Origin of the sequence: Wolbachia endosymbiont (group A) of Epistrophe grossularia (assembly GCF_947251435.1) — a bacterium.
GTDB lineage: Bacteria > Pseudomonadota > Alphaproteobacteria > Rickettsiales > Anaplasmataceae > Wolbachia > Wolbachia pipientis.
Window position 1 is genome coordinate 152,156 of record NZ_OX366363.1, and the last position, 25,163, is coordinate 177,318.

General features: G+C 36.1%; 17 protein-coding genes and 1 pseudogene. 11 read left to right on the plus strand and 7 right to left on the minus strand.

All coding sequences use genetic code 11. The annotated features are described in order from the left end of the window. Positions 1-11: 11 nt before the first annotated feature. Positions 12-870, plus strand: a protein-coding gene (locus OPR28_RS00720; protein WP_265023237.1) for an IS630 family transposase whose coding sequence is annotated in 2 segments (ribosomal slippage) — positions 12-337 and positions 336-870 — 861 coding nt in all. Because the reading frame shifts where the segments join, the coding sequence is not laid out codon by codon here. Between the two features lie 37 nt (positions 871-907). Continuing rightward, entirely contained in the window at positions 908-1,063 is a 156-nt protein-coding gene (locus tag OPR28_RS00725; protein WP_167513690.1) for a hypothetical protein, read from the plus strand. Between the two features lie 519 nt (positions 1,064-1,582). Here the strand turns inward: OPR28_RS00725 and OPR28_RS00730 are convergent. Beyond that, on the minus strand, positions 1,583-2,878 hold the full coding sequence (locus OPR28_RS00730) for a Na+/H+ antiporter NhaC family protein (RefSeq protein ID WP_006280467.1): 1,296 nt from the start codon (positions 2,876-2,878) through the stop codon (positions 1,583-1,585). A 203-nt stretch (positions 2,879-3,081) separates the two neighbouring features. Here OPR28_RS00730 and OPR28_RS00735 point away from each other — a divergent pair, with 203 nt between their 5' ends. Further along, the gene (locus OPR28_RS00735; RefSeq protein WP_155975180.1) at positions 3,082-3,249 is read left to right on the plus strand and encodes a hypothetical protein; all 168 of its coding nucleotides are present in this window, start codon (positions 3,082-3,084) and stop codon (positions 3,247-3,249) included. Positions 3,250-3,991: 742 nt separating this feature from the next. Here OPR28_RS00735 and ccmA read toward each other — a convergent pair. Beyond that, positions 3,992-4,615: a heme ABC exporter ATP-binding protein CcmA gene (gene ccmA, locus OPR28_RS00740; protein ID WP_155968378.1), complete on the minus strand. Its 624-nt coding sequence runs from the start codon at positions 4,613-4,615 to the stop codon at positions 3,992-3,994. Positions 4,616-4,618: 3 nt separating this feature from the next. Further along, entirely contained in the window at positions 4,619-5,050 is a 432-nt protein-coding gene (locus OPR28_RS00745) for a hypothetical protein (protein ID WP_174515653.1), read from the minus strand. 196 nt (positions 5,051-5,246) lie between these two features. Between OPR28_RS00745 and aspS the strand changes: the two genes are divergently transcribed. Beyond that, on the plus strand, positions 5,247-7,049 hold the full coding sequence (gene aspS / locus OPR28_RS00750; RefSeq protein ID WP_265023281.1) for an aspartate--tRNA ligase: 1,803 nt from the start codon (positions 5,247-5,249) through the stop codon (positions 7,047-7,049). A gap of 61 nt (positions 7,050-7,110) precedes the next feature. Continuing rightward, positions 7,111-8,373 carry an MFS transporter gene (locus OPR28_RS00755; RefSeq protein ID WP_006280528.1) on the plus strand — a complete coding sequence of 421 codons (1,263 nt, stop codon included), beginning with the start codon at positions 7,111-7,113 and terminating at the stop codon, positions 8,371-8,373. A 7-nt stretch (positions 8,374-8,380) separates the two neighbouring features. Here the strand turns inward: OPR28_RS00755 and OPR28_RS00760 are convergent, their stop codons facing one another. Both OPR28_RS00760 and pdhA read right to left on the minus strand, forming a co-directional pair. Then, positions 8,381-9,304 (minus strand): RluA family pseudouridine synthase, encoded by a 924-nt coding sequence (locus tag OPR28_RS00760; protein WP_006279888.1) that lies wholly within the window; start codon positions 9,302-9,304, stop codon positions 8,381-8,383. A gap of 408 nt (positions 9,305-9,712) precedes the next feature. Next, positions 9,713-10,693: a pyruvate dehydrogenase (acetyl-transferring) E1 component subunit alpha gene (gene pdhA, locus OPR28_RS00765; protein WP_006279887.1), complete on the minus strand. Its 981-nt coding sequence runs from the start codon at positions 10,691-10,693 to the stop codon at positions 9,713-9,715. A 55-nt stretch (positions 10,694-10,748) separates the two neighbouring features. Here pdhA and hemJ point away from each other — a divergent pair, with 55 nt between their 5' ends. From hemJ to miaB, 4 genes and pseudogenes are all read left to right on the plus strand, one after another. Then, the gene (gene hemJ, locus OPR28_RS00770; RefSeq protein ID WP_265023282.1) at positions 10,749-11,177 is read left to right on the plus strand and encodes a protoporphyrinogen oxidase HemJ; all 429 of its coding nucleotides are present in this window, start codon (positions 10,749-10,751) and stop codon (positions 11,175-11,177) included. A 200-nt stretch (positions 11,178-11,377) separates the two neighbouring features. Continuing rightward, positions 11,378-12,586, plus strand: a pseudogene (locus tag OPR28_RS00775) (IS4 family transposase). Between the two features lie 46 nt (positions 12,587-12,632). Then, positions 12,633-12,911, plus strand: a complete 279-nt coding sequence (locus OPR28_RS00780) for a hypothetical protein (protein ID WP_155968384.1) — start codon at positions 12,633-12,635, stop codon at positions 12,909-12,911. A gap of 614 nt (positions 12,912-13,525) precedes the next feature. Next, on the plus strand, positions 13,526-14,845 hold the full coding sequence (miaB, locus tag OPR28_RS00785) for a tRNA (N6-isopentenyl adenosine(37)-C2)-methylthiotransferase MiaB (RefSeq protein ID WP_265023283.1): 1,320 nt from the start codon (positions 13,526-13,528) through the stop codon (positions 14,843-14,845). Positions 14,846-14,984: 139 nt separating this feature from the next. On the opposite strand, the gene OPR28_RS00790 is transcribed toward miaB, so the two are convergent. Continuing rightward, a complete protein-coding gene (locus OPR28_RS00790) occupies positions 14,985-16,451 on the minus strand; it encodes a peptide MFS transporter (protein WP_265023284.1) in 1,467 nt (488 codons plus the stop codon). Between the two features lie 176 nt (positions 16,452-16,627). On the opposite strand from OPR28_RS00790, the gene OPR28_RS00795 reads away from it, so the two are divergent. Continuing rightward, positions 16,628-19,993, plus strand: a complete 3,366-nt coding sequence (locus tag OPR28_RS00795; protein ID WP_265023285.1) for an isoleucine--tRNA ligase — start codon at positions 16,628-16,630, stop codon at positions 19,991-19,993. A gap of 58 nt (positions 19,994-20,051) precedes the next feature. Next, entirely contained in the window at positions 20,052-22,799 is a 2,748-nt protein-coding gene (locus OPR28_RS00800) for a hypothetical protein (protein WP_265023286.1), read from the plus strand. On the opposite strand, the gene pheT is transcribed toward OPR28_RS00800, so the two are convergent. Further along, positions 22,790-25,129, minus strand: coding sequence for a phenylalanine--tRNA ligase subunit beta (gene pheT / locus OPR28_RS00805; RefSeq protein ID WP_265023287.1), 2,340 nt, complete (start codon positions 25,127-25,129; stop codon positions 22,790-22,792). The two genes, OPR28_RS00800 and pheT, sit on opposite strands and share 10 nt — an antisense overlap. Positions 25,130-25,163: the final 34 nt, after the last annotated feature.

Genomic DNA, 25,163 nt, shown 5'->3' on the forward strand with positions numbered 1-25,163 from the left:
GTGGGGTTTGTATGCCAGCAGCGTATAGTTATGACTTAAGGAAAAAAGCAATGGAAGCATTGGATGAGGGAGAAAGTAGAGCAACTGTTGCCAAGAGATTTAAAATTGGAAAAACGACTTTATATGAGTGGCAGAAAAGGCGTGAGGAAACAGGAGATTTTCAGTCAAAAAAGCCTGGAAGCGTAGGATATAACCATAAAATTACCGACTGGAATGTCTTCACCGAATTTGCAAAAAACCATGGCGGCAAAACTCAGTCAGAGATGGCTAAACTCTGGGGCAATATCAGTCGACAAACGATTCACCGCGCACTTAAAAATATTGGCTTTACAAGAAAAAAAGACCTACGGATATAAAGAAAGAAATGAAGAAAAGCGAGCTCAATTTGCAAAGGTTATAGCAACAAAATATCCTGAAAATCTTGTATATATTGACGAATCTGGGATAGACAATACAGAAGACTACCCATACGGATATTGCAGAAAAGGAGAGAGGTTTCATTCACTAAAATCAGGTAAAAAAACTCAGCGTGTCAGTATGATTGCAGCTCTAAATAAAAAGAAAATCATTGCTCCATTGACCTTTGAGGGATACTGCAACAAGGATGTTTTTGAGGCTTGGTTTGAGCAGTTTTTGACTCCAATTTTAAGGTCTGGCCAAACTGTAATTCTTGATAACGCTGCTTTCCATAAATCTAAAAAAATCGATGATCTTGCTAAAGGAGTAGGTGCTGAAATTCTTTATCTTCCTCCATATTCTCCAGACTTTAACGAAATTGAGCATCATTGGTTTGCTATAAAGAACAGAGCTAGAAAAAATATCCCTATTTTTCAGTCTTTCCGTCAAGCTGTTGATTCTGCTTTTTTATGATTTGTTCTGACTATTATGAGAAGAGCTATACCTTCTCTTGTCATCCCAGTGCCCAGACACTGGGATCCAGAAAAGTTTGCTTGTGAACAAGCAAACTAGCATGGAAAGTGGTTACAACATTTTCGATGAGATTATATGGAAAACTGTATTCCAGTGTCAAGCACTGGAATACATCACAGGGGCACTGGAATGACACCCTTTACGGGCTCTTAAATTGCAACTATAAATGTTTAAGAAATTTACCAAATGAAAAAAAAGGCAAAAGAAGCCCCATGGTGGTTGGCTATTTACTATGTACTAAAATATCGGCGTTTTTTTTATTCTAAAACGCTTGATTAAGAGCGATTTAGCTGCTTTTAACTTGCAACTAACCTACACCGCAAGTGTTTAAGAAATTTACTAAGCAGGAAAAAAGGCAAAGAAACCCCGTAGTAGCTAGCATTCAAATTCTCCCTTGTCAATTTGACGTTTTTTGCTGTCTTAAACGCTTTGTAAGCGCGTTTCGGCTTATATAGGTAAAAACCCAGAAATTTTTAAAGACATGCGATGCACGTAGTGCGAAAAATTAAACATGAGACGCCAAATACCCTAAGTTTTTTGTCATTAACCTGCACAGATTGCGAAGATAAATAAATAGCTTCAGTTTCATGATAAGGGGGTTGGCGAAGGGTGTCAAGTAATTCCGTTCCTTATGGGTAAAAAAAGAGAAACTCTAAGTTGCAGCCGCACAATGTTTCTCTTTTCTGCTGTTGATGATTATTTCGCCTATTGTAACTGCCGCTAGAATAAAGCAATAATATACCTGTGTTAATAAAGAAATAGGTGATACAGAGGCGATGCTACCTGCTAGCAATAGTTGGGAACCATAAGGTAAGATACCTTTTGTAGCACAAGCAAAAACATCTAATAAGTATGCGCTGCGATGTGGCGCAATACTGTGTTTTTGTGCAAGCCTTTTTGCAATGCCACCACTTAGTAAAATAGCAATGGTATTATTGGCAACTAAGGTAGTAAACATAGACGCAATTCCTGCTATCACAAATTCAGCTTTAGTTTTTGTGATATTGCTTTCATCGATGAGTTTATGCAACGCTTTTTGACCTTGCTTGTACATTATATGGCTCAATCCACCGATAAATAGAGCAAATATCACTATTTCGTTTACTTTTTTGAAACCGTCATACACGTCATGAGGAAATTGAATGATAGCATAGTCAAAAAAAGTTATTCCTAGCACACCAGCAATAATTATGTTTATAGTTATTGTTACTAAAGTGGCGACTTCAAGCAGCCCCATGATTATTAAAGAAATGTAAGGAATAATTTTTATTATAGAATAATAATCTAAATTTGATATAGAAATAATTTTTGTACTATTTGAGGCAACTGCTAGGTAGATGAGTGTTATAATGCTGGCAATAAGTGCAACTTTAGAGTTCATTTTAAGTTTATCTTTTGCTGAAGCTTCCTGTGAAGAAACAGATGCAATGGTGGTATCAGATATCATCGAAAGGTTATCGCCAAACACGGCACCACCTACTACAGTTGCAGTTCCTATTTCGAGACCAAAAGCTCCACTTTTTGCCAGATTAACAGCTATAGGTACCATCAGCGCAACAACTCCCATAGATGTGCCAATTGCAGTTGAAATAAAAGCAGAAGCCAAAAATACTCCAGGCAGCAGTAATCTTGCTGGAAGGAAATTAAGAATTAAATTAGCAACAGTGTCTGCGCTACCGATTGATTGAGTCACCGCAGAAAATGCTCCAGAAAATAAAAAAATTAAACACATAGTAAGGGTGTTTTTGTCACCCATGCCCTTGATAACAGTATCGATGTTATGCTGAATTTTATTTGTACCACGTGAGACAGCAAAAAATAGTGCTGGTAATAAGCAGATTACTGGTGAAACCTGATGAAGTGGATTATCAGTTCCGATAAAAGAAAAATAAGCACCACTTCCAAGATACAAGATTAAAAAAATAATCAAGGGGACAAAAGCTGTCATTTTACTGTACCTAAACTTATAACTATAACTAATTAAGTGGTTTTAAGCAAGTTTGGTTTTCACTAGTTCTACAGGAAGTCAATAGCAGAGTTTTAAACTTCATATTTAATCTACTAAATAAATAGCACATGTAGCTTATTGCTTGACAATAGGATCTAATTGTTGTCTAGATTCCAGCATCACGCGCACAACTGTACGAACATTTGTTTGCGAAGAAATGTTATAGCTGGTTTTGCCTCAAACACAAAGATGTCATCCGAGTAGCTGACTACTTGGATCCAGAAAATTTTGCTGCGAGTAAGCAAATTTGTTTGGTGAGCATAGAAAGTGGAATGTGTAAGCGCAGCCTCAACAGGTTGTCATCCAAGTAGCTGACTACTTGGATCCAGATTGGATACTGAGTTGGTGAGTATAAAAGTATAGCTAACGCGAGCTCTACGTCATACCGCCGCAGAATAATTAACCGTCATACCGCGATTCATTCGCAGTATCCCTTCGCGGTATCCCTTAGCCGCTAACAAGCAGCGGGATGACGAGCTTATCGTCATGCCACCGCGAACCGTCATACCGCGATTCATTCGCGGTATCTCTAGATCCCGCTAACAAGCAGCGGGATGACGGTTGTCGTTTAGCTATAAATATTTAAGAAATTTACTAAACAGAAAAAAAGGCAAAAGAAGCCCCGTAGTTGGCTAATTACTTACATTATACTTTCAAGTATGGCGTTTTTTTATTCTAAACGCTTAATAACCGCGACTCAGCTGCTTTTAAATGCAACTAACCTTAGCTATAAATGTTTAAGAAATTTACTAAACAGAAAAAAAGGCAAAAGAAACCCTAGGGTAGCTAGTTATTCACTATCCATTTTTTAAGTTGGCGTTTTTTTATGTTTTAAACGCTTTATAAGCGCGTTTCAGCTTATGTAGGTAGAAGTTTGATAAAGACATAAGGTGCACATAGTGCAAAAAATTAAACATGAGACGCCAGATACGTGAGTTTTTTTGTCATTTAATCTGTACAGAGAAGATAAATAAATAGCTTCAGTGTTTATGATAAGGGGGCTGGCGGAGTTTGTCAAGCAAGTTTTTTATTTCTAGCGGTTGTTGCCAAAAACTATACAAGAAGTCTATTGAAATTACGTATATCAATCGTTGTAAAATCACACAATTGCTCTGTAGAGCTATGCCCTGTAATAATTACTATACCATTTTGCTCAGAGCGTATTGAGATTAGGTTCAGCACTAATTCACACGTTGCACTATCAAGATTACAAAATGGTTCATCTATCAGCCAAACGTTTGCATTAGAAATCAAGAGGCGAGCAAGCGCAACTCTCCTTTTCCAGCCTGCAGAAAGTTCGCCATATCTAATATTAAGTACAGGTTGCAACTGCAAGCAACAAATAGCTGCCACAATCAATTCTCTAGTATTTCGTATTCCTGCCCAGAATTCTACGTTTTGAGCAACAGTTAAGCTATCTTTACAGGCATTCTTATGGCCTATATAGACCATAGAAGGTATATAGGATTTTGGATCATCATATATATCTTTTCCGCAGTGCCTTATATTGCCTGATACCGGCGGTAAAAGTCCAGATAAACTTCTAATTAAGCTGGTTTTACCACTACCATTTGGACCAGTGATTAGAATCTTTGATTTTAGCTCAGCTTTAAAACTGAGATTCTTAAATAGTACCTTATTATTACGAGCGCAGGATAAATTTTCACATTCAAGCATGGATTATCTGCCCTTCCCCTTATGTTTACCTTGAGTTGAAGCCTGAGCTTTTACAAACAGCTCCCAAAATCCTTTCTGTCCGCCTTCTCTATGTATCAATTGTGCAAAACGCTGCATTAAACCATTACCCATCATAACCATCTTTGTCCATTTACCTACCGGTTTTGCTATGTCAACTATTTCTGGATCTTCTTTATAAACTTGCACATCTTTTTGTTTCTCGCGTAGCGTTTCTTGTTGTTTCATCAACTCTTTTTGCTTATTTTTTTGATATAATTCATTGAATTTTCTGTCTTCTTCCCACTCTTCTTTAAAAACTTTTCTAGGAAATATGATTTTTCTAATGCGATTTTTGTATATTTTTCTCAAAAAGAGAAATACTGCAGCTACAGCAAGTAATGTTACGCTATATAATATGATCTGTGTAAGTGGCATTTCCTGTATCTAATTCATTAAAAATACCCTTACTATTATACCATAATTATAGAAATTGTGCAATTTTTTTGCGGGTAAAGACAATATAAAAGCAGTACTGCTCTATTTCGAAAATTGCGCAAATATCTGACGAACGGGCTTGTATGTAATAAGGTTTATTTCTATACTTCTTAAAGAATTTAGAAGTAAAACAAATATGAACTGCTATAAAACTCATACGTTCAATGAACTGAGGAAGAACGACGTAGAAAAGGAAGTTACCCTTTCTGGATGGTTATATCGTAAGCGCGACCATGGTAACCTAATTTTTGTTGATTTAAGAGACTTCTACGGAATCACTCAGCTAGTATTTAATAATGACAAAGACTTTTTTGATGAGATATCAAATTTAAAATTGGAGAGTGTAATTACTGTTACAGGAATAGTTGAAGCTAGAACTGAAGATACGGTAAACAGCTCTATTTCTACCGGAGAAATCGAGGTGATAGTCAACAATTTGCGCGTTGAGTCGGAAGTTGAGTTCCACTTTGATGAAGAAATAGCAAAAGAAGAAAGAAGTATATTGGCAAGCATTACCGGCGAGCAAGAATACCCAGAAAACATGAGATTTAAATATCGATTTCTTGACTTAAGACGTGAAAAAGTCCGCAACAATATTATTTTGCGCTCACAAATTATTGCAGAGCTCCGCAAGCTCATGATAGAGCGAGGATTTTTAGAGATTCAAACTCCAATACTCACTGCTTCCTCTCCTGAAGGAGCACGCGACTACCTAGTGCCAAGCAGGCTAAATCCTGGCAAGTTCTATGCATTGCCACAAGCTCCGCAGATTTTCAAACAGTTGCTCATGGTTTCAGGGTTTGATAAATATTTCCAAATTGCACCGTGTTTTCGTGATGAAGACGCAAGGGCTGACCGTTCTCCGGGAGAGTTTTATCAGCTAGATCTTGAAATGTCTTTTGTAACTCAAGAAGACATCTTTCAGATTATTGAGTCTACCTTATATAGAGTGTTTGCTAAATTTTCTCGTAAGTCTGTTGATAAAGATTTTCCACGTATTACATATAAAGAAGCAATGCTTAAATATGGTTCTGATAAGCCAGATCTGCGCAATCCACTATTAATCAGCGATGTTACAGAAATTTTTCGTGATTCAGGGTTCAATATTTTCAAAAGCAATATTGAGCGTGGTATGGTAGTGAGAGCCATCCCTGCACCTAAAACAGCAGAGGAACCACGCAGCTTCTTTGATAAAAAGATAGAACATGCGCAAAAAGAATTCGGTGCTAAGGGTCTCGGATATATAACGTTTGATAAAGATGGAACTGCGAAAGGCCCAATTGCTAAATTTCTTGATGAAAATAGGCTAAACCACATAAGAGAAGCAACAAACATAGAGCCAGGAGATAGTGTATTTTTTGCTTCTGACAAAGAGAATGAGGCGGCAAACATTGCAGGAAAAGTACGCACTCTTTTAGGGTCAGAACTCAGTCTTATAGATGATAATATCTTCAAGTTTTGTTGGATCATTGATTTTCCATATTTTGTATATGACGATAAAAGTAAAAAAATCGATTTCTTTCATAACCCATTCTCCATGCCACACGGTGGTCTGAAAGATTTAGAGGACAAAAATCCACTGGATATCCTTGCTTACCAATATGATCTTGTTTGCAATGGAATAGAACTGTCAAGTGGGGCGATTCGTAATAACAAACTGGATATCATGTATAAAGCTTTTGCCATTGCAGGTTATAGCCGGGGAGAAGTTGATACAAGATTCGGTGCACTTGTACGTGCATTCAGATTTGGTGTTCCTCCTCATGGTGGAATAGCACCAGGAGTTGATAGAATAGTTATGCTGCTTGCTGATGAGCCAAATATTCGTGAAGTAATCTGTTTTCCTATGAACCAGCAAGGTGAAGATGTTCTAATGGGTGCTCCTTCCAAGGTGGAGGATAAGCATTTACGTGAATTATCCTTGAAGGTTATTGAATGAAAAATTTTATAGCAAGGAGCACCGGTTAATGATATATTAGGTTATGTTAAATTGAAAGACCATGAATAATATCCAAAAAGCAATACTATCGGGCATGATCTGTAACATGATTGTGTGGTATGAACTCACTCTTTTTGGAGTATTAACAGATACAATCATCAACGTTTTTTTCCCATCAGAAGATCATTATTTGAGTACACTCAAATTCCTTGGTGTTTTTGCAATTGGTTTTGCGTTTAGACCAATTGGTGCAGTAATTTTTGGTTATATGGGAGATAAGTATGGCAGAAGAAAGACTTTACTTACTTCAGTAATATTAATTTCAATATCATCCACAATTATGGGAATTATACCTGGGTATAAAGAAATAGGGTTGCTTTCACCTGTATTGCTTGTGTTTTGTAGAATAGTGCAAGGAATAACTGCAGGAGGTGAAACAAGCATTAATACAGCATTTACGATAGAGCATTCAAAAGATAAAAAAAATCTAGGTTTCTTAGGAAGTATGAAGCCCTTTAGCGGAGCCCTTGGAACGCTCTTATGCATAACAATGATATTTATCTGCAAAAGAGTTACAGGTGAGAACTATGAAATATGGGGATGGAAGTTGCTTTTTTATTTTTGCTTTTTTTTGGGGACAATAGGTTTTTTAACTAGGTACATATTAAAAGAAAGCTTAGCATATAAAACTAATAAGTACGCTAATAATTTAGCACATTCACCATTGTTAGAACTAGTAAGAAACTATAAAAGGCCGCTTATTATTTCAATCAATCTGGGAATTGCTCAGAATGCAATTGTCTACGCAGCAATAATGTTTTATAATATATCAATAAAAGAGCTAGTTATTTTATCTATTAGTGTTAAAGATTTAATGAGGATAGTAATACAGGTTGTATTTGCAGCATCTGCGGTACTTTTTGCAATTTTATCTGATAAAGTTGGAAGAAAACGCGTAATGATTCCTGTACTGATTATGCTATCTCTGATTGGTACATGTGTATTACCATTATTATCTTCCGTTAACCACTATGTCGTAATAATAACTTACTTATTGATTACTATACCAGTAGGTGCATCTTTTGGAATATATGGCTCTGTTATTTGTGAACTGTTTCCAACAAAAGTAAGATGCACTGGCGTAAGCTTAGCAAATAATATATCTGCAGGAATTTTTGGTGGCCTTTCTCCATACATATGCATGTGGCTTATAGAAAAAACCGAAACAAAACTTGCAGCAGGCATTTATCTTACTGCCTGCGCATTAATTAGCCTAATATCTGTGCTTCAAATTAAAGCCAAAGACAGAAAAGTTGATTGGTGAAATCGTTTCAGTCGAAAAATAGCGCTTCAATGGATTTTTCGATGTGTTTAGTGATAGGAGCGGTGATAGTGATTTCTTTATTGTTTGGCAGTTTTAAAGATAAAGAATGCGAATGAAGGTGAATTTTATTTGCTATCCCATCAATAAAAGCTTTTTTACCACCATATTTACCGTCACCAAGAATAGGGCAATTTATATGAGCTAAATGTGCACGTAACTGATGGGTTCTGCCGGTAATTGGTTGTAATTTTAAATAAGCAACATTGTGTTTGGATTTTGCTATAATTGAAAAATGCGTAGTGGCATTCTGAGGTGAATTTTCATCAACGACCACTTTTTCTTGACCTGAAACATATTTTTTCACCAATGGATAGTCTATTGTTCCACTATCCTTGCTCGGTATGCCAGAAGTTAATGCTAAATAAGTTTTTTTTACTCTTCGTCCTTTAAATTCTTCCATAAGGTATCTGGCAACATTAGCGTTGCGTGCGAATATTATCACTCCACTCGTATCTCTATCTAGCCTATGGACAATTTTAAATGTTTCTCCCTCTCTTATTTGGTCAAGCAAATCACTCATGCTAATCTTTACTTTTACGCCACCTTGAACGATGACCCCTGCGGGTTTGTTTATAGCTAGTATATATTCGTCTTCATATAATATGTTCTCTCTTAGTAGATTCACTAACTTTTCATTATATTTGCGATCAGAATTAGCGTTTTCAATATAATTCAAGTGCTTCAGCGTTATAGTTTGCCCAGAATTTACTCTATCACTGGACTTTGCTTTGCAATCATCAACTTTGATTAATCCTTTCCTTAAAGATTTTTCAATTACAGATTGCTTTAGATCAGGAAAGATTCTTCTGATGTACCTATCCAGCCTAACGTTATCGTCTTCTATTAATATGGTTTTTATACTTTGTAGCATTCCATTATTTATAATGAATATCTAGTGAAATGTCAATTATTGGTGTCATTCCAGTGTCAAGCACTGGAATGACACCGAAGGGGCTACTGCCGTCATAAAGGAACCAGTGTCAGCTACTCGGATGACAGGAGAAGGAGACTACTGAGATGACAGCTAGCCTGACAACCGTCATCCCGTTGCTTGTTAGCGGGATCTAGAGATACCGCGAATGAATCGCGGTATGACGGTTCGCGGCGGCATGACGTAGAGCTTGCGTTAGCTATACTTTTATACTCACCAACTCAGCTGGATCCAAGTAGTCAGAGCACTGGGATGACAAAAAAAGGAGGGCACTTGGATGACGGGAGAAGGAGCTATTTGGATGACATCGTTTATTATACAATGTTTGTACAGTTCTGGATAAAAAAATTAGCTAACAAATTTATAAACATCAGTATACAGCTCATCAACGCTTGGTTCTTTACTATTTTTGGCAAAATCTTCCGACTTTTTTACTAAATCACGTATTTCCTTATCAATTACTTTGCACTCTTCTTCTGAAGCCATTTTATTATCTGTCATGTATTTCTTTAAAGTGCTTATAGGGTCATGATTTTGCTTCATATCTTCAACTTCTTCTTTTAAGCGATAAGTAGCAGGATCTGACATTGAGTGACCGCGATATCGATATGTCTTCATTTCAAGCAGGATAGGCCCTTTTCCGCTGCGTGTGTGTTCCGCTGCTTCGCTTGTAGCCTCATAAACAGAGAAAAAATCCATTCCATCAACTTGTTTTCCAGGAATACCAAAACTTTCTCCTCTTTTATATAACTCTGTTACTAAAGTTGACCTTTGCACGGAGGTTCCCATTGCGTATTCATTATTTTCTATGATGTAAACCACAGGCAACTCCCACAAAGATGCCATATTAAACGATTCATATACTTGTCCTTGATTTGCAGCACCGTCGCCAAAATATGTAAATACCACATTATCTTTTTTCTTATATTTATTAGCAAATGCTATTCCTGTGCCAATTGGAACTTGTGCTCCCACTATTCCATGCCCGCCGAAGAATTTTTTTTCAACGTCAAATACGTGCATCGAACCACCTTTACCTTTCGAGCATCCTGTTTCTTTGCCGGTAAGCTCTGCCATTACAACATTTGGATCAGAATCACATGCGAGCATTAAGCCATGGTCTCTATAACTTGTGATAAAAGCGTCACCTAATTTTGATGCAGCTTGAGTTCCAACTGCAACTGCTTCTTGTCCTATTGATAGGTGACAGAACCCGCCTATTAATCCCATCCCATATAATTGTCCTGCTTTTTCCTCAAATCTGCGTATGAGTAGCATTTTCCTGTAGAATCCAATTATCTGTTCTTTAGTGAAATTTTCTGCTTTCATATCGATTTCTTTTTCATTAAACTAACACAATACCAGGAATTTTAAATTTTTGCTAATGAACTATTACCACTGGCTTGAGGCTTTTCACGTTATCTCTGTTATCATGTGGATGGCAGGTATGCTTTATTTACCCAGGCTTTATGTCTACCATGCAACTGTAAAACCGGGATCGGAAAATGATAGCTTGCTTCAAACAATGGAAAAGAGGCTACTTAGATATATCATAAACCCTGCAATGCTTTTCTCACTTGGTCTTGGAATTACACTAATGGTTATTAGGGAAGCATATCATGAAGGATGGTTTCATGTAAAAGCATTTGCAATACTTTTGATGTTAATTATTCATATGCTACTTGCAAAATATAGGAAAAATTTTGCAATGGGTTCGAATAAGAAGTCACATATTTATTTTCGCGTTTTAAATGAAGCAGTTACAGTATTGATAATAGTTATAGTTATTATGGTTGTTGTAAAACCTTTTTGACTGACCTTACCCAAAAAAAGCAGAAAGCTCGTATCTGTTCAGCCAATGGCGTCAACTTAAGGAAAAATATCAGCGATAGTGTATAAAATTTCTCTCTAAAACTTTTACCATTAAATTATCCAGAAGCCGCAGGAAACAGCACTTTTGTTTCTATTTTATTTCAACAAAGAAGTTTAAAATGTGTCCTTTTTAGGTGAAACATGCAAAAAGGAAAAAATTTTATTCTACAAATTAAAAATATAATATACTCGAAAGCTTTTCAGAGAATCCATTGTGTTGAGTTTTACACGAACAAGAAAACTTCCTTTTTCGACAGTATTTTCTATGATTTTAAAGTTAGTTAAAAAAAGTTTGGGAATAGAATGTGAACTTATGGAGCCATTGACATGTACCCTCAAAGCAAGCTTTTTCTAAAGCAAGGTATAAGATTTGCCATACAGGCTTTCAAGAATTTAAGCATCCAAACAGCCTATCAGGATGAACCTGAGTTGGAGAGGCTATAGACTTATTGCAGCAGATGGTTCTGGTATGAGATTACCCAGCTCTGAGGAAATTGTATCCGAGTTTGGCCGCTTTAAACCAAATGGAACAACAGGCACCATTGGCAATTTGTTTGTTGATTTGTGTACTTCGCTGATTTGTAGTGCTCGTCTTGCGGCTTGGAATATAGGTGAACAAACGTTGGCGGAAGAGCAATTACCCGAAGTTATCACTCAAATGCGTTCATTAAATCAAAAGAAATTATTATTTATCTATGATCGTGGTTATCCTTCAGTAAAATTCATTCAGCAGCATTATGATTTGGAAGTAGATTTTATTTTTCGCTTGCAAAAAAGAAATTATAGCAAGCTATGGGAACGCTGGAGAATTAGATTTCGATTTTATATTAGAAAATGAAAAGCTAAAAAATAAAATGAAAGGACAGAAAGTAAGAGTTATAGTGCTGACATTAGCCAACGGAGAAACAGAGGTATTGATTACTTCACTTTTTGACCGAGTAAAATTTACTTTGGAAGATATCAGCAAAGCTTATGTGTTAAGGTGGCATATAGAGGAGTGCTATAAACGACTCAAAATAGGTGCAGAATTAGAGAATTTTTCTGGCGTAAATTTAGAGGCTGTATTACAAGAATTTTGGGCAAACTTAGTCATGTGTAATATATTGTCGCTTCATATGTGTGATGCACAAGGGCCTTGGAATCCAGATCAAATTGCTGAGTATCGTTTAAATTTTTCAGTTTTATTTGGTGTAATGAGGCAGAAACTCTATCAGGTACTTATTGCGCCAAAAAACTTTCAAGCCCTTTTTAAGTATACGCGCTAAAGTTAAAATCCGACCAGGACGATTGTATAGCCGCGATAAGGTAGATAAGCCCAAACGCCATCATGTCTTTAGGAGAGTTTGCTAATGGAGGCTCTTAAGTTGACGCCATTGTCTGTTCAGATGCATGGCTAATGTACAATACTGAAATAAAAATTCCAGTGCTCCCTTTCTTGTCATCCCAGTGCTTGACACTGGGATCCAGCTTTCTTTACAAATTCACCAAAAGTGCTTCATTCTATAACGCAAAACCCATACTCACCAAACTCAATGCATTACTTGCAATTAAGTTTCCTGGATGCCAGTGTCAAGCTACTCGGATGACACCATTCTTTTTCCTGGATCCCAGTGTTAGCTACTTGCATGACACCATTCTTTTTCCTGGATCCCAGTGGGCTTTGTTGCATCGCTAGCTATGATGGATTAAAGATAAAAAAGATAGGGAATATCAGTAGCTTATTATTCTGGTATTTATAACAAGAACGGTCAGTGAATACCTAAATTTGAGTAAAAGAAATTTCACTACCACTCACCAATCTGGCTAAAATTCAAGAATTTCAATGCTTTAGCTATTTTCAATAGAATTAAATTTATTAATATAAATAACAAATTACTATTCTTAAATTTGATCAGATTGATTGCAAAAAAACAAGATTTTCAATAGGTTGCTTATAATCCTAACTATAGTTAGCCTTTCATAAGTAGCGATGCAACAAAGCCATCCCAGTGTCAAGCACTGGGATGACAAGAAGAGGGCACTGCCCTCTTGGATGGAAGCCAGTGTTAGCTACTTTCATGACACCCTGACAACCGTCATCCCGCTACTTGTTAGCGGGATCTAGAGATACCGTGATGGTATGACGTAGGGGTTGCCGAGAACTTGTCATCCCAGTGCTTGACACTGAGATCCAGTTTTTCGTATAATTTTGTCAAAATCTATTGTGCTAGCAAGTTCACTAGCGTCACGCGCTGGTCTGTTAGACATTTACGTGTAGGGTGAAGAAATTTTGAAAAAGACATACCAAATATGAAAGGCCTATATATTAAAACTTACGGCTGTCAGATGAACGTTTATGACTCCGTTTTAATGGAAAATGTAATTAAACCTTTGGGGTTCAACGTTGTTAGTGATGCAGGGAAAGCCGATTTAGTGATACTGAATACTTGTCACATTAGAGAGAAGGCAGCAGAAAAACTTTACTCAGAGCTTGGGAAGATTCATTCGTTACGAAAAGAAATGACTATAGTGGTGGCTGGGTGTGTAGCGCAAGCAGAGGGAGAAGAAGTGTTCAGAAGGGCTCCTTTTGTTGATATTGTTGTTGGTCCGCAGAGTATCGCTACCTTACCGGAGCTGATAGTCAAAGCAAGCAGAAGTAAAGGTCATGTAATAAACACTGATTTTCCTGAAGTTGCAAAGTTTGATAAATTGCCAGATGAATGCTATGGCAATAGCCAGGGGTCTTCTGCGTTTCTTGCCATACAAGAGGGTTGTGATAAATTTTGTACGTTTTGTGTAGTGCCCTATACTCGTGGAGCTGAGTATTCACGGCCAGTGAATGAAATATTTCGTGAAGCATTGAAATTAGTTGCAAATGGGGCAAATGAGATCAATTTGCTTGGTCAGAACGTCAATGCTTACCATGGGGAGTGCGAAGGGGAAGTGTGGGATTTAGGAAAATTAATTAGTCATATTGCTAAAATTGAAAAGCTAGAGAGGATTCGTTATACAACTTCTCATCCAAGAGATATGCATGAATCTCTCTACTTGGCACATGCGGAAGAGCCAAAGCTCATGCCGTTTGTTCACCTGCCTGTGCAGTCTGGTTCGAATAAAATATTGCACGCGATGAACAGGAAACACACTGCAGAGGAGTATTTGGAAATAATAGACAGATTTCGCAAATTGAAACCTAAAATCGAATTTTCTTCTGATTTTATTGTTGGTTTTCCTGGAGAAACCGAAAAAGATTTTGAAGAAACTATGAAATTAGTAGAAAAAGTTAGATATGCTCAGGCTTATAGTTTTAAATACAGCCCAAGACCAGGCACACCGGGAGCGGAAAGAAAAGATCAAGTACCAGAAGAGGTTAAAACAGAGCGCCTTCTTCGTTTACAGAAATTAATTAGTAAGCAACAACTTGAGTTTAACCAGAGTATGGTAGGTAAAACTATACCTGTTCTATTTAGCGATAAAAAAGGTAAACACCAAAACCAAATTATTGGTAAAAGCCCATATATGCAATCAGTGTGCATTGATGATTCTGAAGATAAATACAGGGACAAAATAGTAAATGTGAAAGTGTTGGAAGCTCGGCAGAGTAGTTTGCTGGGGTGTGCATTTCACTGATTTTAAGCAGCGTTAAATATAAATCTTAAGCAAAGAGTATTGAAAAAATGCAATCATAATCTTTTTCAAAAGTTACAAAGTTTAATTGCTACCTCTGCTGAACGGGTACCTTAAACCTACAAATTTGAGCTTACCTATATCAATTTTTTGTACAAGATGAGTTAGTAACAACTTTATGTATAAAATTGAAGAAGAATAAAAATACAATAACGAGCATTAAATTAAATATTCCCACCTTTAAAAAACCCTCTTTATATATTTCTAAAGATTCTAAATAATTTATTTTACCATTTACTGAAGGAACTGACATAAATTTTGATATTGCAACTCCGGCTAGGTTAGAAAACGCTAATGACAGCATTACTATACCCATCACTACTCCTCTAAGGTTTTTGGGGGCTAGTGTAGTTGCTTGTTCTTGGACTAATGGAGCAATACATAATTCTCCCAGTCCCATAAAGGAGATAGCAATTATTAAATATAAGTATTCTACTTTACCTTCAATGTTAGAGTTTAAACATCCTATGTACAGTGTGAAAAAACACATAGCCATTGTCAGAAGGCCAAGGGTAAACATGGAAGTTGCATATTTTTGCTTAAACTTCATGTATGTTCCAAAAAGAAAGCCAAATATTATAATTGACAAAGGATTTATGGCTTGAGAAACTGAAGCTGGGGTTGTTATACCTAATACATTGTTAATAACGTTTCTTTCGGTGAATAAGTTAACCAAAGAGCCAAGCTGCATTTCTAAAGCAAAAAAACACAAGAAAAATACCACAAGAATAGATAATGCCACTAATTTTCGTCTTTGTTCTGCTGATAATTTAGATATTATATAAATAAATATGCCCAGAGCTGTTATTCCAATAAATATGAGCATATTAGTAAAAAATTCACTATGTATAAGCATTTTAGCAATTATTGATGATGACAGAAAGCTTCCTATCAATACTATACCAAAAATTTTAATCCCTAATATGCGCTTATTCATAAGCTCTGGATAAGGAGAAAGGCCGCTATCTCCTAAAAGATTCTGAAATTTGAGAAAAAAGATTAGCCCTATAGACATCCCAATACCAGCTAAACCAAAGCCGTAGTGCCAGCCAAACAAGTGGGCTACATAACCACATGAAATAGAAGCCAATATTGCTCCAATATTCACACCTACGTAAAATAAAGTAAAGCCTCTGCTACGTTCAGGATCGTCTTTGCCATAGCATGAACTAAGTAAGTTAGTTACGTTCCCTTTAAACATACCAGTACCTATGGCTATTAGAGATAAACCTAAATATAATAAACCTGGTTCAAACTTAACCAATGACATGCAAGCATGACCTGCTATCATCACTATCCCTCCAAGCAACAACATGTTGCGGAATCCCATCAACTTATCAGCTAAAAAACCTCCAAGTATTGGTATAGCATAACCTGTTGCAGCAAATAATGAGTAAATAGTAAAGGCCCTCTCATCAGTGAAACCTAAGTGAGAAGTCAAAAATAGGACCAAAAGTGCCCTCATTCCATAGTAAGAGAAACGTTCCCACATTTCAACAAAGCACAACATTTTTAAAAATTGTGGAAACTTATCTGTCTTCTGATCCATAAAATACCCCTAAAGCTTGGGTTAATGTTAAGTAAAACAATAAAAACTGCAAGTAAAACTTAAAAAAAGGTATTAGAAGCTCGGCAGAATAGTTTGCTGGGATGTGAGCTACGGAAATATTTTTGAATTTGTAATTTTTCAGAAAGCCCTATATTCTTTAGTTTTACATAGCGAACATGAAGTCAAAGCATTATCCTGATACAGTAAGTAGTCCTGATTTTTCGTCGTTAGAAAAAGAAATCATAAAATTTTGGCAGGAAAATAAAGTTTTTGAGCGGTCAGTTGGAGAACGTTCTAAGGATAATTGTTTTGTGTTTTATGATGGGCCTCCATTTGCAAATGGACTTCCGCATTATGGACATTTACTCACTGGTTTCATCAAAGACGCATTTGCAAGATATCAAACTATGCTTCAAAAAAGGGTTGAACGTAGATTTGGCTGGGATTGCCATGGATTGCCGGCTGAGATGGGTGCAGAAAAAGAACTTGGAATATCTGGTAGAACTGAGATAGAGAAGTTTGGTATAGATAAATTTAACGATCATTGCCGTACTTCTGTGATGAAATTTTCATCAGAGTGGGAAAAATATGTCAATAGACAAGCAAGATGGGTAGATTTTCACAATGACTATAAGACTATGGATAAATCATTCATGGAGTCGGTCATGTGGGCATTCAAGCAGCTTTATGATAAGGGTCTGGTGTATGAATCAGTGCGCGTTGTACCATATAGCTGGGCATGCGAAACTCCATTATCTAATTTCGAAACAAGGCTTGATAACGCGTATAGAGAAAAAGTTAGCAAAGCTGTAACTGTTGCATTTGAGCTTTTAGAAAACCCACAGCAATTTAAAAGTGTTAAACGAAAGTGTAAATTACTTGCTTGGACTACAACTCCCTGGACGTTGCCGAGCAACTTGGCTTTAGCAATAGGAAAAGATATTAAGTATTGTGCAGTGTCAGTCCACCCTTTGATGTCATTCCAGCGCGTGACGCTGGAATCTATTTCTGGATCCCAGTGTCGAAGCACTGGGATGACAGGGGAGGGGGCTACTGGGATGACAGGGGATAATGCAAAAGATCTAGTTAACGATGAAGTTTACATCTTCGCTGAAAGTTATTTAGGGAAATTTGTCAGCCACTGTGAACAAAGCAATATTCCATATGAAAACTGCAATATAAAACTTAAAGCGAATGATCTTGCAGGTCTTTCTTACAAACCACTGTTTGACTATTTTAAAGACACAAAAAATGCATTTCGCGTTTTTATTGCTGATTATGTGACGGAAGAAGATGGTACTGGCGTTGTGCACACTGCTCCTGGATTTGGTGAGGAAGATTTTTACCTTTGCCAAAGCCATGATATTCCAGTTATTTGTCCAATTGATAACAGTGGAAAATTTACTGCTGAAATTTCAGATTTGGCAGGGGTTCATGTTTTTGATACCAATGATACAGTAATAAAAAAATTAAAAGAGCAAGGGAATTGGTTTAAAACTGAACAATATATTCACAATTATCCACACTGCTGGAGAACTGACACTCCTTTGATCTATCGCACTATGCCTTCTTGGTATGTTGCTGTTACAAAATTCAAAAGCAGAATGGTAGAGCTAAATAAGAGAGTTAATTGGATACCAAACCACATTAGAGATGGTCAATTTGGAAAATGGCTTGAAGGGGCACACGACTGGTCAATTTCACGCAATCGATTCTGGGGTACGCCAATCCCTGTATGGAAATCAGACGATGCGAGATATCCAAGAGTAGATGTATATGGTTCAATAGAAGAACTGGAGAGAGATTTTAATGTTAAAATAGACGATTTGCACGGACCATTTATCGATACTTTAACAAGACCAAATCCTGATGATCCAACAGGAAAATCAGTTATGCGCCGTGTACCTGACGTGTTTGACTGCTGGTTTGAATCTGGCTCGATGCCATTTGCGCAAATCCACTATCCGTTTGAAAATAAGGAGTGGTTTGAATCTGCGGATTTTATCACTGAATACATAGCGCAAACCAGGGGGTGGTTTTATACGCTCTTTGTATTGTCCACTGCTTTGTTTGATAGGGAACCATTTAAGAACTGCATATGCCACGGTGTTGTTTTGGATGTAAAAGGGCAAAAATTGTCCAAACGTTTGAATAACTATGCAGATCCAATGGAGGTTTTTGATAGATACGGTTCTGATGCACTGCGTTTTCTTATGCTTTCTGGATCTATTGTTTGTGGTGGTAATTTGCTACTCGATAAAGAAGGAAACTCAATACGAGATGTTCTGAAAAACGTAATAAAACCTATTTGGAACAGTTATCACTTTTTTACTATGTATGCAAATGCAGATGGAATTAAAGCTGAAGTTTGTAAGGATTATCAAAGTACTATTGATCGCTACATGATTTCCAAATGTTTTGAAGCTATAGAAAGTATCCAAGCTTCTATGAACAGCTATAACTCCCAAGAGGCTTGCAAAATTTTAATGAACTTTTTTGAAGTGCTAAATAATTGGTATATTCGTCGCAGTCGCGAGCGTTTTTGGAAAAGTGATTTGGATCAGGATAAAACTGATGCTTATAATGTTCTATATACGGTTTTTTATTACATACTAAGAGCTGCAGCTCCTTTGTTGCCACTTATAACAGAGAATATATGGCAAGGGCTTAAGTATGAAGAAACATCTGTTCATTTGGCTAATTTTCCACAATTAGAGAAGTTTGATAGTCAGCTCATTGCCAAGATGGATCTAGTGAGAGAGGTGTGCAACTCTGCACTTTCGATCAGAAACACTTTTAATATACGTATCAGACAGCCGCTTGGCAGTATGATCATTTATCATCAGTCTTCCTGTAGTTTTCTTGAAGGTGAACCGCTTTCTGTCATCCCAGAGTTCTCTCCTGTTATCCAAGTAGCTGACACTGGGATCCAGTGTGCTGCAGATTCAAATGAGTACCAGGAGATGATAAAAGATGAGGTAAATGTAAAAAAACTGGAGTTAGTAAACAGACTTGAAGATATTGCATCACTAGAGTTAAAGCTAAATTTCCCACTGCTTGGGAAAAGAATTCCAGACAAAATCAAGAAGCTAGTTCAATATGTCAAGGAGGGAAAATGGAAGCAAGTTGAGAATGAGCAGATATTTCTAGGAGACGAATCAGAGAACTATATTATAGAAAAAGGCGAATATGAACTATTGTTAAAAGCAAACAGTGAATATTCCTCTGTATTTGATAACAATAAAGGGATTGTCATTCTAAATACTGAACTAAATGATGAATTAATTCTAGAAGGGCTTGCAAGAGATGTCGTGAGGCTCATTCAGGAAACCAGGAAACAAGCTGATTTTCATATGTCCGATAGAATCAGAGTAATAATCAAAACAGAAGATGAGAAAATTAAGGAAGCAATAAATACGTGGATTGAATATATAAAAGAGCAGACCCTTACCTTATCTTTGGACATTAATACAGAAATTGGAACTAACTTTTATTTTAAGGAGTACCAAAATTTGATAGTTGGTATTAGGTTAAATTATTAGTAGTTGAAAGTTGTCATTGTTTATGCTATACTTAGGTTACTTGAGGTAAGGTTATGGTATGCATGCTGTTGTAGATTGTAAGAAAGTTGTTGACTTAAATAACAATAGTGATGATTTAGGTAAAGTAGAATCTATTTCCAATGTTACTTTGGAAGAGGAAGAGTCTTTTGATGCTATGGAAGCTGTTTCTAATGTAGAAGAAGGGAATGATTTAGGTCTTGCTACTTCAGAAGAGGAAGAAGAATTTTTTGATGCTGTGGAAGAACAAGAGCCGTTAGCTAATTTTAACGTTCCACTCAGTATATTTCATTATAAAGATTATAACTCTGATTTTTTTACTTCTTGGTATAATATATCAAGTAGAATATTTAAAGAGGTAAATCGAGCTTGCCCGGAGAAGAAAGTATTAAATTTAGCTCTATCAGTTTTAATGTTTCCTTATATAGTTTTCACTGCGTTAGGATTAGCCGTATATAATAAATTAAAAACAAATGATAAGACACAAATCAGTTCAGAGGAGAATAAAACAAAAAAAAGTGAAGTAAGTGAAAGTACAGCAAAAAGATTGGCATATGGTGTTCTTGCTGCAATAGTGATTCTTGTTAATATCGCTGTGCTTGCAGCATTACTTATTCCTGCAACACTCGCTTTGGCTACTTTTTATCTTTTAAATAAAAAATTATCTCATTTTTTGATTGCTGCTATTAAAATAAGTAATGGGTTATGTCAAAATGAACACCAAAATATTGAGGTGTCTTTTCATGAGATAGAGGCTATTGAAGCAGACATTAAGTGGAATATGGAAGTTAAGTTTCCACCGCAATTTAAACAACTACTTAGAGATTTATACGAAGATAAAGATGGTAGTTGGTTTAATGTTGCACGTGATTCAGAACATAATACCATACTGAAATTATCAGCTAATATCCACTTAAAAAATGGTCTTAAGCCTTTACGTAATGAGATCAAGAATGTGCTTGCAACTTCTATTCAAGAATTTGCGAAGACTATGGAAGAACTGATAAAGCTAGAAAAGAAAGAGATTACATATGATAAATTGAAGGAATTGTTGGACGAATTCAGGTTAAAAGTGGTAAGTAGCATAGATTTTAAGTTGACAACTCACTTAATATACAACGCCTATCAAGTTGCCTTTATACAAGCAGTTAGGTTTCAGCTGGATAGACGGAAAGAAGGTTTTTCACTGGAAGATGAGATAAAAAATTCTTTAGTGAGACAGGAATTAGAGAGTCAAGGTAAGGAATTACCAGGTGAGAAAGAAGTGATAATAAGAGATCTGAAAAAAGCAGGAGCAAAAGTACCGGATGTTTTAGATGATAGTGAGCTTCCTATATTTAAAGCAGAATGGAAGCGGCTTAAAGAAGAAGGGAAGATAGCTAAGAGAACAATTATTGATGTTTATAAATATATACATAGTAGAGAAACAGAGACAGCTCTAGGTAATGCTAAAGAAGAGATTAATCTTTTAAAAAAAGAAGGACAAAAAAGATATATTAGGATACATGAAAAATTGAAAGAAATATATGGAGATGTAAAAAAGAATAATTTAGCAGGTGATGTTTTAAGAAGAAGGTTAGAAGGTCTTTTTAAGTTCGAGTATGATGATCAAGAAGTTGAGCAAAGGCTAGTAAAATCAGTAATGAAAAAAGCCAAGGGTGAGTTAGGCCTATTAGGCATGCTCAGCTTAATAGACCAGTTTCGGGATTTAGAAAAGGAGATAAAAGGTTCTTTGAGTGAGAATTTAAAAGAAGCTTCAGATAAAGTAAATGCTTTTGTAGCAAAGATATATTTAGAAATAACGAAATGCAAAATACAAAATGTACTCAAAGGCCAAGCAAAGGGTATAGAGGATTCATGTAAGCTGTTAGAGGAAAAGGAGCCGGATTTAGTACAGAGGATTAATGCGCACCGAGCGGAAATTCCAGAATGCTTAGAGCAACCTATATCGTTAAGGAAAGTAATAGAAGAAAATGAGGATTTAAACAAATATTTAGAAGGTGAGCGAAATAGGAAAGGAGAACAGCATCCAAGTACAAAATTAATAGAGAAGCATTTGAAAAATAACCAAGAAATTCTCAAAGCATTAAAACAGTTAGAATTAGAAGAAAAAGGATTGTTGATAAATGAAGAAACAAAAAATGATTATATAGAAGAACTAGAATCTCGCGAAAAAATAAAGTTTGCAATAATAGAGGATGATTTACTGAAGGAGTTCGAGCGTGAAACTTTTAACGAAGAAGCAGTTAAGAAGTTGTTAGAGGAAGCGGAACTTGAATACTATTTGGCAGAAAAATGCATAAAAAGTCCTGTGATAAAAACAAAAAATAATATCAAGCACTTTTATCAAGGTTTATTGTCTCCTTTGATAGATAATTTGACAAAAGATATAATAAATAATATACCAGGAAATAGTGAAGGTTGTATACAGAAAGTTAAGAACTGGAGTAAAGTTATGTTTGGTGCAATAAAGATTGGAGCATCAAATGCTTATAAAGAGACTACAGAGAGAAAAGCGTTAAATGTGGCACATAATACTTATAAAGAAGGAGAGACATTTCTTCAATGTTTTCAGTCAAATTATGAAGGTGTTGGAGCCTTTTTAGGTAATTTATTTTCTGATGATGGGGTAACATTTAAAAATGATGTGTGGCCTAAAATAGAAGAGCATTTGCATGGAATGTGGGATAGATTTTTCAAGGATATTGAATTCAATATTGGAAATAAATTGGATGAAGTAAGTGTGACACAGCAACGGCAGGAAACTATGATTGTGACTCAACGATAAGTTCTCAAAGTTCCTCCGGTATTTTCACATACTAAATTAACTATAGCACTTGATTCTTTTTGGATCTCTTTTTCAGTTAAAGTGTGAGTTGGAGAGCAGAAAGTAACTGACAATGCTATAGACATCTTATTCGATTCTATATTATTTCCATGGTATACGTCAAATACTAAAACTTCTGTGATGAGCTCTGAGCTTTTTTTTACCACATTGATTATGTTACCTACTTTCACATCCTTATTTACAATAAATGCAAAATCACGTTTTACACTTTGGTATTTATAATCGATAAATTTCTTTCTACTTACAGGTAAATTTTCAATATTTTCTAATATCACCTCAAAACCTACAACTTTTTGCTTGATGTCAAAAAGATCTAATATATTAGGATGCAACTCTCCAAAATAACCTGCTACTTTATTCTTAAAAGAGAGAGTGCCTGACTTTCCTGGGTGGTAATGTTCTTTTTCTGCTCTCTCTATCGTTAAATTATCGCAATTGACGTTAAAAAACTCCAAAGCTGCTATGCAATCAGCCTTTGCGTCAAAAACATCTACTTTCCTATTAGTATTATAATGGTTTCGCGGTAAATTATTTCCTGTTCTTATTCCACTTAAAACATGTTTAGACTGAGCTTCACCATCGTAAATCGGCCCGATTTCGAAGATTGCAAGATCAGATATTCCATGGGCAATATTATCAGCAGTAACTTGCAATAAATTTGGCATAATACTTGGTCTCATTATATTAAAGTTATTGTTAAACGGATTATCGATGATAAATAACTTATTCGAGTAACCAAATTTTTCAGCTGTTGATTCACTCATAAACGACCAGGTTAGCACTTCATGAAACCCTCTGTTTGTCATCAAAATACGCAAATTGTCGTATGTACTATCTACTTCTTCAACATTATTTGGTAGTGGTTCTTCTTTTATTTTGTCATAGCCGTATATCCTTGTTACTTCTTCAATTAGGTCAACCGGTATTGTCACGTCCGGTCTCCAGCTTGGTACTTGTACATTCCAATTGCCTTCGGTTTTTTTATCAATATTAAACCCTAGTTTCGTCAAGATATCGAACGCTTCATCAGGCAATACAGATACACTTCCAAACTTGTTTACATCTTGGTAATCAAAGCTCACCTTGGTGTCAGCCCTATCTAAGCTGCCAGCAGACACTACGCTTGAGGCTTCTCCACCACATAAATCCAGAATCATTTTAGCTGCAAGGTTGAGTCCATCAAAAGTAAATTCGGGATCAACAGAACGTGCAAATCTGTAACTAGCGTCTGTGGAGATGTTTATTTGCCTTGCAGATTTAGCGATAGATATAGGGTCAAACCAAGCAGACTCTAAAAAGATATCAGTAGTTTCAAGTGTACATCCACTGCACTTTCCACCTATAATTCCAGCAACTCCATGAATATTTTTATCACCTGCAATAACGCTCATGTCTTTGTTTAATAAGTATTCTTTACCGTTTAAACCAGCAAATTTTTCTCCGTCGTTTGCTTTGCGTACTGTGAGCTCTCCTTCTATTTTTTTTGCATCATACGCGTGCATTGGGCGGCTGAAAGATATCATAATATAGTTCGTGATATCAACTATTGTAGAAATGGAGCGCATTCCTATCGATTCCAATTTATCTTTTAGCCACTTTGGGCTTTCTTGATTTTTTACATTGGCGATGTATATTCCACTAATAAAACTTTCTCCGTCAGTAACTTCAACATCGATTGGTGAATTTATGGAGCTGGTAAGTTGTGGAATGCTTAAAGTCTTTAATGTTCCAATTCCAGTTGCAGCAAGGTCGCGAGCTATTCCATAAATGCCTAAGCAATCTCCACGGTTTGGAGTAACATTTATATCAATTACAGGGTCACAATTGAAAAATTTATCCCCTACTTTATAATCATCGGAAAGCTCGATTATTCCTTCACTTTCCTCTTGAACCAACGCAAGTTCAGAAGCAGAGCAGAGCATCCCTTCACTTAGCACTCCTCGTATTTTTGTAGGCTTGATTGTGAAATCACTTTCTGGCAATGTGCTACCAAGAGATGCAAGCACAGTTTTCATACCTTCTCTAACATTGTTTGCTCCGCAAACTATTTGTAGAATTTTACTTCCGTCATCTACTTTACATAATTTTAATTTATCAGCATTTGGATGCTGTATCACCTCTAATACTTCTGCAACAATAAAACCAGCTAATTTGGTATTGTCGATCACATCTTCTACTTCTAACCCTATGTGAGTTAATTTATCGGTAATTTCTTCTAAACTAGCATTGGTTTCTAAATACTCCAGTAACCAAGATAACGTGAATTTCATCGATCTAACAAGAAACAAAAAAGTTATTGTAATA